This is a genomic window from Adlercreutzia sp. CNCM I-6215 (genome assembly GCF_977072315.1).
Window position 1 is genome coordinate 1 of sequence record NZ_CDRVMA010000025.1, and the last position, 8,344, is coordinate 8,344.

6 protein-coding genes are annotated in these 8,344 nt (G+C 65.8%); 4 read left to right on the plus strand and 2 right to left on the minus strand.

The window, feature by feature from the left end; genetic code table 11:
- On the minus strand, nt 1-187 hold a 187-nt coding region (locus ACW4LP_RS12080), incomplete at its 3' end, for a hypothetical protein (protein ID WP_455803861.1).
- 785 nt (nt 188-972) lie between these two features.
- Between ACW4LP_RS12080 and ACW4LP_RS12085 the strand changes: the two genes are divergently transcribed.
- Together ACW4LP_RS12085 and ACW4LP_RS12090 are read left to right on the plus strand one after the other, a co-directional pair.
- Entirely contained in the window at nt 973-2,319 is a 1,347-nt protein-coding gene (locus tag ACW4LP_RS12085; protein WP_173112328.1) for a trigger factor, read from the plus strand.
- A 99-nt stretch (nt 2,320-2,418) separates the two neighbouring features.
- Nucleotides 2,419-4,449: a YgiQ family radical SAM protein gene (locus tag ACW4LP_RS12090; RefSeq protein ID WP_173112331.1), complete on the plus strand. Its 2,031-nt coding sequence runs from the start codon at nt 2,419-2,421 to the stop codon at nt 4,447-4,449.
- A gap of 121 nt (nt 4,450-4,570) precedes the next feature.
- On the opposite strand, the gene ACW4LP_RS12095 is transcribed toward ACW4LP_RS12090, so the two are convergent.
- A complete protein-coding gene (locus tag ACW4LP_RS12095) occupies nt 4,571-5,443 on the minus strand; it encodes a winged helix DNA-binding protein (RefSeq protein WP_173112334.1) in 873 nt (290 codons plus the stop codon).
- 313 nt (nt 5,444-5,756) lie between these two features.
- Here ACW4LP_RS12095 and ACW4LP_RS12100 point away from each other — a divergent pair, with 313 nt between their 5' ends.
- Together ACW4LP_RS12100 and ACW4LP_RS12105 are read left to right on the plus strand one after the other, a co-directional pair.
- Complete coding sequence (locus ACW4LP_RS12100) at nt 5,757-7,589, plus strand: FAD-dependent oxidoreductase (RefSeq protein ID WP_173112337.1); 1,833 nt, start codon at nt 5,757-5,759, stop codon at nt 7,587-7,589.
- 22 nt (nt 7,590-7,611) lie between these two features.
- Complete coding sequence (locus ACW4LP_RS12105; protein ID WP_451918227.1) at nt 7,612-8,262, plus strand: succinate dehydrogenase/fumarate reductase iron-sulfur subunit; 651 nt, start codon at nt 7,612-7,614, stop codon at nt 8,260-8,262.
- Nucleotides 8,263-8,344 lie beyond the last annotated feature (82 nt).

Genomic DNA, 8,344 nt, shown 5'->3' on the forward strand with positions numbered 1-8,344 from the left:
CGGGCGGCCAAAGTGCGGTAGCGCCCCCGGCCGGGAACCGGGGGCGCCGCCGGCGGGATAGAGTGGCGCGTTCGGCTGATTTTGCGGTAGCGCTAACACTGGCCCCGCAGAGCTCGGCGGCCTCCTGCTGCGACATGCCCTCCTCCAGGGCGAGGAGGGCGAGCTCGACCACATCCCTGTCGTACATGCGGACTCCTTCCCGGACCATTCCTCGGTCCAAGTTTTTGTCCGCACCCCCAACCGTACACGAACCCATAAAACGTGGCGTTTGCGCCAAGAAAGCCATGCAAAAGTACGGTTTTTGTGGCGGCGGGATAAGACTTGCAGAAAAGGTGTCATCCCGGAGTTGCCCCGTAGGGAAAGGGCCATGCCCTTTCCGCCTTTTGTCGTGGAGTGAAACAGTGCCCCGGAGGGGTGTCTCATCTTCGGGGGCCGTCCCTGCGCGAATGCGCCTAATGGCTATCGGAAGATGAGACACCCCTCCGGGGCACTGTCTCATGCGGGCAGAGCCTTTGCCCACGGGCCCCTGAGACTCCAAGCTCCCGTAGGGAGGGGGCTCTGTTCCTTCCGCTCAACCAGGAACGCCTCTCTTCCTCGGTCGGGCGGCAAGGGCATGGCCCTTGCCCTACGAGAGGGATGCCGCACCGATGCACATTTGGGCACCCTCGCGTCCGCGATGCCGTGACGATGCACAAATGCGCATTCTCGCGTTCCGAATCCGCCCTTTGGAGGCTTCTCGCGTCCGTTCGATGCCGCACCGATGCACATTTGGGCATTCCCGCGTCCGCGATGCCGCGACGATGCACATTTGGGCACCCTCGCGTCCGTGGCTCGGAGCGTTCCTGTCGGAAGGGCGGGAATTATGGGCTTCGGAACGCGTGGCGGGGGTGGGGGCGGTGCTGTGCTACCATTACGGCCGAGAAAAGGGCGGCCCGGGGCCGTCAAGACCATCCGATAGGAGAAAACCGAACCATGCATGTTGTCGAAAGCAAGCCGGTCAACGGCGTCATCAAGCTGGACTGCGAGGCCACGGCCATCGAGGTGAACAACGCCCTGCGCGAGGCCGGCGAGGCCTTCGCCGCTTCCATGGGCGTGCGCCCGCTGCCGGGCAAGTCGCTCGAGGACTCCGTGAAGGAGACCCTCGGCATCGCCGATCTGGACAAGATCATCGAGGCTCAGGCCATCGAGGTGCTCGTGCCCCGCGCCCTCGACCGCCGCAACCTCGTGCCGGCCTTCCCGCCGAAGGCCACGCCCACCACGAAGTTCGAGCGCGGCAAGAAGTTCTCGTTCTCGCTGAACGTCACCGTGAAGCCCACCTACGAGCTTTCCAGCTACGAGCCGGTGGAGATCACTGTGGATCCCTTCTTCTTCGACGAGACGCCCGTCAAGCAGCAGCTGGACGAGCTGGCGAAGAACTCGGTCATCTACGAGGCCACCGACGCCAAGCCGCTCACGGCGGGAGACGCCTGCTCCATCGCCATGAAGTGCTACGACGACGGTGAGGAGATCAAGGCGCTCACCTGCGAGGATCGCACCTACATCATGGGCCGCGGCTACATGCCCGAAGGCTTCGACGAGAACCTGCTCGGCATGGAGCCGGGCCAGACCAAGGAGTTCACCTTCGAGGCGCCGCTCGGCATGGAAAACGGCGAGGTGGTGAACAAGCCCATCAACTGCACTGTCACCGTGAAGGAAGTGCAGAAGGAGGTCGTGCCGATCATCGACGACGCCTGGGTGAAGGCGAACATGCCCATGTTCGCGAGCCTGGAGGCCCTGAAGGCTGACATGCGCCGCGTCTTCGAGGCCCAGCAGCGCGAGAACTACGAGGGCTACGTGCAGCAGATGGCCGTGGGCGCGCTCACCCGCCGTTTCGAGGGCCGCATCGCCGACGAGATCTACGAGGCCACGCGCGATCAGCTGATGAACAACCTGCGCATGGAGTTGCAGCAGGCCGGCATGACCTGGGAGCAGTTCGTTGAGGCCAACGGCGGCGAGCAGCAGTTCGGCATGATGCTCATGATGCAGACCCGCGAGGTGCTCGTGCAGGGCTTCTGCCTCGATGCGGTGTTCCGTCACGAGAAGATGACGCTCACGGACAAGGACCTGGAAGACGCCTGCCTGGGCATGAACCCCCAGGGCAACGCGGCCATGATGCTCAAGCAGCTTGAGGACTCGGGCCGCGGCTTCGCCCTGCGCGAGACCGCCGAGCGCCTGAAGGCCGCCCGCTTCGTGCAGAAGAACGCGAAGATCACCGTCCGCGAGGCCGCTCCGGCCCCGGCTGCCGAGCCCGCCGCCGACTCCGACACCTCGGCCGAATAACCCGTAGGGCAAGGGCCATGCCCTTGCCGCACGGGCGGAGCGGAGAACGGAAAGGGCATGGCCCTTTCCCTACGGGCGGCACCCGAAGAGAAAGCTTCTATGGCGAAAAAGAACACACGCAATAACTCGAAAGCGGCCGGCGAGACTGCCGTGCCGCTTTCGGCGTTTCTGCCCACGACGCGGGCCGAGGCCGACGCCCGGGGCTGGGGCCAGCTCGACTTCGTCTACGTGTCCGGCGACGCTTACGTGGACCACTCCTCCTTCGGGCCGGCCATCATCACCCGGGTGCTGGAATCCCACGGCTACAAGGTGGGCATCATCGCCCAGCCCGATTGGAACGACCCGGAAAGCGTGGCCGTCTTCGGCGAGCCGCGCCTGGGCTTCCTCGTGTCCGCCGGCAACATGGATTCCATGGTGAACCACTACACGGTGAACAAGAAGCACCGCCACGAAGACGCCTACAGCCCGGGCGGCGAAGCGGGCCGGCGCCCGAACCACGCGGCCGTGGTCTATTCCAACCTCATCCGCCGCACCTTCAAGAAGACGCCCATCATCCTGGGGGGCATCGAGGCCAGCCTGCGGCGCCTGGCCCACTACGACTACTGGTCGGACACGCTGAAGCGATCCATCCTCATGGATTCCGGGGCCGACCTTGTGTCCTACGGCATGGGGGAGCGCTCCATCGTGGAGATCGCCGATGCCCTGGCCTCGGGTCTTTCCGTCGCCGACCTCACCTTCATCGACGGCACGGTGTACCGCACGCGCTCGCTGGACCATGTGGTCGACTACGTCATGCTGCCCAGTTGGGAGGAGGTGTCGGCCAGCAAGCGCGCCTTCGCGGAAAGCTTCGCCGAGCAGTACCGGGCGAGCGACCCCATCACGGGAAAGCGGCTGGTGGAGGCCTACCCCCATGGCGTCTATGTGGTGCAGAATCCCCCAGCGCTGCCTCTTTCCACCGCCGAGCTGGACGCGGTCTACCGGCTGCCCTTCACGGGCCGGTGGCATCCCTCCTACGACGCATCCGGCGGCGTGCCGGCGCTTTCCGAGATGCGCTTCTCGCTCACCAGCTGCCGGGGCTGCTTCGGCGAGTGCTCGTTCTGCGCGCTCACGTTCCACCAGGGCCGCATCGTGACGGCCCGGTCCCAGGAGTCCATCGTCGAAGAGGCGGAAAGGATGACGGCCGAGCCCGACTTCAAGGGCTACATCAACGACGTCGGCGGCCCCACGGCGAACTTCCGCGCCCCGGCCTGCGCCAAGCAGCTGAAGGCCGGCGCCTGCACCGACAAGCGCTGCCTGGGCAGCGAGCCCTGCCGTGCCCTGCGCGCCGACCACCGCGACTACGTGGGGCTTCTGCGCCGCTTGCGGAAACTGCCCGGTGTGAAGAAGGTGTTCGTACGGTCCGGCATCCGCTTCGACTACGTGCTGGCCGACCGCGAAGGTGGCGAGACGTTTTTGCGCGAGCTGGTGGATCACCACGTCTCCGGCCAGCTGCGCGTGGCTCCCGAGCACGTGTCCGACACGGTGCTCGCCGCCATGGGCAAGCCGCCGCGGGCCGTCTACGACCGCTTCTGCGAGGCCTTCGACGACCTCAACCGCGAGGCGGGCAAGAAACAGTACATCGTGCCCTACCTCATGTCCTCGCACCCCGGATCCACCCTGAAGGAGGCAGTGGAGCTGGCCGAGTACGTGCGCGACATGGGCTTCAACCCCGAGCAGGTGCAGGACTTCTACCCCACGCCGTCCACCATTTCCACCTGCATGTACTACACGGGCCTCGACCCGCTGACCATGGAGGAAGCCTACGTCCCGCGCACGCCTCACGAGAAGGCCCTGCAGCGCGCCCTCATCCAGTACCGCAACCCCGCCAACTACGATCTGGTGCGCGAGGCCCTGGTGAAGGCCGGCCGCAGCGACCTCATCGGCTGGGACGAGAAGGCCCTCATCCGCCCCAAGCGACCCAAGGCAACGGGGGAGGGCGGCAATGGAAAGCGTGCTGGCAAGGGCCCGAAGCGCGATCAGCGCGGCGGCGCCTCCGCCGCCAAGGGCGCCCCGCGCCCGGCCCAATCCCAGCGTCCCGGCAAGCCCCCGAAGGCCAACGGCCGCAAGGGCGGTATCCGCAAGGGTCGGTGAGGTGGGCCGCACTCGTTTGCCGCTATGAGCGTTAGCAAAGTTAGCATTTGTTAGCATAGTTAGCTTTTGTTAGCAAAGTTAGCAAGTGCGATCCCCTAAGGGTCGGAGACCGGTCGGTGCTTTACCGCTGGCGCGCGGCAAGGTCGTCGTGAAGGCTGCGGCGCAGGGCGGCGATGGTCTGGCGGTAGGTCTCGGTGCCGTAGTCGTCGCCGAACAGCTGCCGCAGCATCTCCTCGGTGCCCTCGGCGATGAGCGAGGCGCACTGCAGGCCGAGGGACGTCACCGTGATCTGCCTCTCGCGCTTCGTCGCGCCGGTCGCGCGGGTGACGAGGCCGGCGGACTCCGAACGGGCCAGGGTGCGCGAGAGGGTGGGGGCGTCGAAGGCGAGAAGGCGGCGGGCCTCCTTGGCCGAAATCGGCTCGTCGCTGCTGGCCGCCGCCAGCAGCAGGTGGCCCTGCTGGGCGGTGACGAGGTTCTGCTTGCAGATGGTGGCGAAGTTCGAGGCCACTTGCTGGCAGATGATGAGGAAGGCGCTGTCGCCGCGGGCGAGGTGGCCCACGGTGCGGTTCTTGTTCAATCGTACGCAAGCGCTGTAGAGCAGCGCCATGGCCTGGATGCGCAGCTGTCCTGAAAGAGGGGCGAGGGCCCGCTTCGCCACTTGGACGAGCGCGTGGTCGAGCCGCCCGAGCAGCGCGCGCCCCTCGGGGGTGAGGGCGACCATGGTGGCGCGCCGATCGTCCTCCGACTCGGCCTTCGCCACGGTGCCGTCGGCCGCCATGCGTGCCACGCCCTCGGCCACGGTCGTGTAGTTGAGCTCAAGCGTCTCAACGACGGCGGAGAGCGGGACGGGATCGGGCCGGTCGAGCATGAGGAGAATCCAGTACTGGTTGATCGTCGTGCTGCCCTCGCGGCGCAGCGCGCCGATGGCAGTGCTCCGCCACCGATCGAGCACCATTTCCGCTTCGATGGCGCCCCCTCGTTCCGTTGATGACATGGCCCCTCCTTGCCTTGCATGCGTACCCATAATAAAACTTTCCTGGCAAAGCGGCGGATTAGTCCAATTGCGCAAGCTTTTGCCCTGAATCGAAAATCGCTGAGGAAAAAACGCGGAATTTCGCCGCATGACGGCGAATGCGCGGCCCTGATCAGGTGAAAGAGCGCGACCAATCTCCCGTCGCCTTCGCCGGCGTCCCCGCTCTGCACCCAGGTGCCGTGTCAACAATTGCTCCAATGACGCAAGTTTTGTTTCCCGTGGCCGCCGATTCTATGATTTTCGCCGTTGTAACCCCACACGAAAGGAGAGAGGGATGGGGAACTACGAAGAGGAGAAGGTGCGGGGCGGCATGGACCGTCGCTCGTTCTTCAAGCTCGGCGGGCTGACCGCCGGCATGGCCGCGTTCGCCGGCATGGCCGGCTGCGCGCCCCAGCAGGAGATGGCCGACACCGGTGGCGACAACGAGACGGTCGCGGCCCGGGTGCCGTACTCCGTGTTCGAGACCGACATCCTGATCATCGGCGCCGGCTTCGGTGCGAGCTACGCGGTGGATGCGGCGCGCAAGGCCGGCAAGAACGTGATCATGGTTGACAAGGGCCCCTACGGCTACAGCGGAGCCTTCGGCATGAGCTTCGACATCATGCACACCTGGGATCCGAACTCGCCGACCTATAAGAGCGAGGACGACATCCCGAACAGCGGCTTCTTGCGCGATGAATCCCTGTACCGCGCCGCCTTCATGGAAAGCGAGCTGGGGGACACCCCCGATGTCTGCATCGCCAATTTCGGCGAGGTCTGGTCGGCCCGCAACGAGGACGGGACGCCGTTCTACCTGTACGACTTTCCGAACATCCGCGGCATCGAGCACTCCATGGCGCGCCAGTGGTCGGATCACTTCCGCGCCCTTGACTACGTGATGATTCATGACCGCACTATCATCACCGACCTCATCATCGAGGACGGCCGCTGCCTGGGCGCCATGGGCGTGCATGTTCCCACCGGCGAGTACCGCGTGTTCCGCGCCAAGGCCACGCTGGCGGCCACGGGCGGCTCCACCCAGTTCTATGGCTGGAACTCCACGTCCTGCACGTCGAACAACGTGTGCGACAACACCGGCGACGTGGAGATGTCGCTTCTGCGCCACGGCGGCAAGGTGGCCAACGCCGAGTTCTGCACCTACGACATGATGGGCGCCTTCCCCCGCAGCTTCGTTGCCTCCGAGGGCTCCATGGTGGGCGCCGACAGCGTGCATTCTGGCGACCTCATGGACAAGGACGGCAACTACCTGAAGGACGACCCGGAGCTGGCCGAGCTGCTCGGTTCCCAGGAGGGCGTTATCCAGGCGGCCTGCATTGTCGTCGATCGCGGTCAGGGTTCCGAGAACGGCGGCATCTACCTCGATTGCAAGCCCGAGTCCCTGTCCACCATGCGCTGGATGTACCAGCGCAACGCGGCGCTGCTGAAGGAGAAGTTCGGCTTCGACTTCACCGAGCAGCCCGTGGAGGTCGTGCCCGAGATGTACGAGCACAGCGGCGAGATGCTGGTCGACGAGAACGCCATGTGCATCGATGTCGAAGGCCTGTTCGGCGTCCGTTCCAACACCGGCGCCGAGGGCGGCAACAACAACACCGCCAACCGCCGTATGGGCCGCTACGCCATGAAGAAGGCGCTGGAGTACATCGACTCCTACGAGGAGCCCGCGGCCGTGACCTATGAGTCCGTGGCCGCCGAGATCGAGCGTTTGGAGGATCTGCGCACCCGTCAGACCGACGACCCCATCCGCCCCATCACCGTGCGCCGCAGCATCCAGTACGCCTGCGCCCAGGCCGCTCGCCCCTCCCGTCCCACGGAGGTGCTCGAGGAGGCCAAGGCCGAGCTCGATCGCATCATGACCGAGGACGTGCCCCGCATGGCCTGCGCCGACGACAGCCTGGTGTACAACGCCGACTGGAAGGACGCCATCGAGACCCTCAACTTGCTCGATCTGGCCCGCCTGTTCGTGTACGCCTCCCTGGAGCGCCAGGAGAGCCGTGCCTCCCTCATCCGCCCGGAGTACCCGGAGACCGACGATGAGAACTGGGCGTGCGCTCTGGCCTACACCCGCGCCGAGGACGGCACCCTGTCCTACGAGAAGATCGCCTACTAGTTCATAAGAAGGAGCCTACGCTATGAAGATCACTGTCAAGCGCTACGATCCCTCGAAGGACAACGCGCCCTACGAGACCACCTACGAGGTGCCCCACGACGACGAGTACATGACCCTGCTGCAGGCCCTCGTGTACATCCACGAGAACGAGGAGCCGCTGGCCTTCGACTTCTCCTGCCGCGGGCGCATGTGCGGCCGCTGCGCCATGATGCTCGACGGCAAGCCGGTGCTGGCCTGCGTCGAGCCCCTCTCCGACGGCTCCCACACCGTCGAGCCTCTGGAGGGCGTGCCGGTGGTGAAGGACCTCATCGTGGACAAGAGCCAGGTGCAGGCCCGCATCGCCGAGACCTACAAGCGCGTGCGTGTCGCCCCGCTTAAGGCCGAGGACCTCAACGAGTACAACATGGAGCACGAGGCGGAGCTGTTCGGCATCAACTACTGCGCCCGCTGCCAGGTGTGCACGGCCGGCTGCCCGGCCCGCGCCATGGACCCCGAGTACATCGGCCCCTCCCACATGCTAGCCGTGGCCTTCCGCCACTTCGACGCCTACGACCAGGCCGACCGCATCGTCGAGGCCGTCCAGGGCGGCCTGTGGGACTGCACCATGTGCGGCACCTGCACCTCGCTGTGCAACCAGCTGGAGATCGACCACCTGATGTTAGCGCTACCGTAATAATCGCCGATTGGGCCCCCGCTTCCCGCCAATCGCGCCACCGCACAGGCGCCGATCGCGCTACCGGACTTTGGCCGGCGGC